This window comes from Microcoleus sp. Pol17C6, assembly GCF_036701145.1.
Classification (GTDB): domain Bacteria; phylum Cyanobacteriota; class Cyanobacteriia; order Cyanobacteriales; family Microcoleaceae; genus Microcoleus.
The window spans coordinates 1-3,195 of record NZ_JAUBQH010000125.1; the positions used below are offsets into that span (position 1 = coordinate 1).

1 protein-coding gene is annotated in these 3,195 nt (G+C 46.9%); it reads left to right on the forward strand.

Annotation, left to right across the window (positions count from 1 at the left end; genetic code table 11):
* Positions 1–761: 761 nt before the first annotated feature.
* The coding region (locus QUA25_RS28605) for a DUF4347 domain-containing protein (RefSeq protein WP_333043070.1) at positions 762–3,195 on the forward strand (2,434 nt) is incomplete at its 3' end.

The following is a 3,195-nucleotide window of genomic DNA, read 5'->3' on the forward strand; positions in this document are numbered from 1 at the left end:
GCGAGGTTTTAGCTCAGGTTTTTGGGGCTGATAATACTATTACTTCTCTCGATTTTCTGATTTTGGCTCGCTAAGAATAAAAGCGCATTTTATCGGGGGGCTTTTGCCGATATTCTACACGCTCGCTTTTTTAAATTAACCGGGCTTGTAGAATATTTTTAACTCAACGAACATCCAGCTAGTGACTTATTTGATGTTCGACATATCTGCTACTATGAATTTGGTTTTAGTGAGTAATTCATTCCTGATTAAAGTCAAAAGGCAGAATTTATGACGACCAAAGTTATAACGTTTCTTTTACACAAAGAGATACTATTTGATATTGGACTGATTGACTACCAGAAAATTGGTTTGTTATCTGGACTCAAGTTCTAATAAACGTCTGAGGGGTAAACCCCCATATTACTACAAACACGAACAATTGTCAACTAGCTGGTGCAAACAAACTTCGCACCTCACGGCGTAATTTTCTTAGATCGCGCGTGTTTTTTTTATACTAAAATAATTCTGCGCTGAGTCAGACTTGGCTAAAAAAACGCCTGATTTCCCAGGTAAATGCCGCTAACTGCTACTTTGGGAAGATGTCGATAAAAAAAATATCGCAGTAAATGGAACTTGTTAAGTATGCGAAGCCGAGAAATTAGCAAGTAGAAATTTCTTATTAGCAATTAACAATAATATCTACCACTTAAGGTTGACAATTAACACGTCAAGGAGCTATCTAACTCATGAAAAAATCAGGGTTCAACTACTCTTCCCCAATGCAAAAATTAAGTTGCGATGGGCACGATAAAGACTGCATAGAAGATCGTGGGATTCGGGAGCCGTTAGCGGGCGATCGGTTGAGCGATATTTACTGTTTAACAAAAGCGAGTCTTCGCGTCAAGAGTGAGCATAAAAAACATTTAGTTTGCATCGATCCCAGGGTAGAGAATTATCGGCATCTTGCCAGCGGAGCCAAACCGGGAACAGAGATTATTGTCCTCGATCGCACCGTAGACGGAGTAGAACAAATTACCGAGATTCTAGCTAAACGCAGCTTAATTGCCAGCCTTCAGATAGTTGCTCACGGCAATGAAGCTTCGGTGCAACTCGGGTCAACGGTACTGAAGGATGAAAACTTACCAAAGTACGATCGGCATTTGCAGCAGTGGCGAAATGCCTTAAGCGAAAAAGCCGATATTTTATTATTAGCGTGTAGGGTTGCTGCTGGAAAATCAGGGATTGCTTTCGTGCGGAAGCTGAGAGAACTAACAGGCGCAAATATAGCCGCTTCTAACAATTTAATTGGTAGTGCAAAATTAGGAGGAAACTGGCAATTAAATGTTACAGCAGGACAAGTAAAAACCGCAATAGCATTTGAAACAAAAACACAGGAAACTTACAGCGCTGTCCTCATTACTTTAGTTGACGAAACTTTTCAAGATGCAAGTCTAATAGGGCCTTGGATATCTGGGGTCACGGGCACGTCAGACGCTCCAGCTTTAACAGCAGGAACTGGAACGGAGACTTTTCCGGGTTTGAACATAGACCCGCCCGGCAGCGGAGCTTTGAGGTTAACTTCAAGAAGTTTTGACCAATCTACTTTTGCCATCTATAACAGTCCGGTACCAGCCAGCAGTGGCCTTAAAATTGTCTTCGATATATTTGCCTACAACGGCACTGCACGTGATAATTTAGCAGGGCGGACAGGGGACGGCATAAGTTTCTTTTTAATTGAGGGTAGTGTGACGCCAACAAAAGCTGGAGGCTATGGAGGTTCTCTCGGCTACGCCCAAAATATCAACGAAAATCAGTCTGGTTTACTCGGAGGTTATTTAGGAATTGGATTGGATGAATTCGGAAATTTTTCAACTGAAAATGAAGGGCGTATAGGCGGAATTGGGGGGGGGCGTAGACCAGATTCGGTAACGCTTCGAGGTAGCCAAGCTACGCAATATCGGTTTTTAACTTCTAACTTTGTGCCGGGGGGAATAGATAATATTCCCAATCCCGTAAGTCCGCCGACCAACACTATTACTAGCACTCGCGAACCAGCCAAAAGAAGAGTTCAAGTTATTTTAGAACCTCCCACTTCTGAAACGCCCAGCCGTCGTCAGCTTACTGTTAGCTTTGATCTCAACAATAATGGTTCGTTTACAGATCCGGGCGAGACTATTATCGACATTAGCGATTTAGAGGCAATAAACGGGCGAATCCCCGCAACATTCAAATTTGGTTTTGCAGGTTCAACGGGAGACGCAACAAATATTCACGACGTTCGCACTTTGTCTATCCAAACTATAGACGTGCCGCTTACTACAGCAGATGTTGCGACAACGAAAAAAGGCCCGCCCGCTGCGGCACCGGGCAGCCCGATTACTTACACAATTACGACAGTAAATAATGGCCCGAACCCGGCTGAAAACGTGCTGGTTGAAGACCAACTGCCCCGAGGGGCAGTATTTGGCAGTGCCGACAGCGGCGGCACTTTCAACCCGACAACGAGACTGGTCTCCTGGCGTATTCCGAATTTAGCTGTTGGGGCCAGCCAGACCCGCACCGTAACTGTTACCGCCCCAACTACACTCGGTGCTATTACAAACAGTGTATTCAGCAGCAGCAACACGATAGATCCCGTACCCGCCAACAACAGCGGCAGCAGCTCGGAGGCGCGAGTCACCACCACTATCACGAACAATATTGCCGATGTAGTTACGCGCAAAACCGGGCCGGCTACTGCGGTGGCAGGCTCGAGTGTCACCTACACCATTACGGCGGCTAACAGTGGGCCGAGTGCGGCAACCAATGTGGCGATCGCCGACAGCATTGTTCCTGGTTTAACAGGAGTCAGCGTGTCGGACAGCGGAAGTTACAACGCAACTACAGGTATTGTGACTTGGACGGCGATCACATCCCTAGCCAGCGCAGCCAGCGCCAACAGAACCGTCAGTTTCGCAGTTCCTGCCACCATCAGCGCCATCGCCAACACTGCTAGCAGCACCTCAACGAGTCCAGACCCCAATCCCGACAACAACAACGGCAGCAGCCCGTCGGCAAGAGTCACCACCACGATCACCGATAGCGCCGATGTAGTTACGCGCAAAACCGGGCCGGCTACTGCGGTGGCAGGCTCAAATGTCACCTACACCATTACGGCGGCTAACAGTGGGCCGAGTGCGGCAACCAATGTGGCGATCGCCGACAGCATTGTTC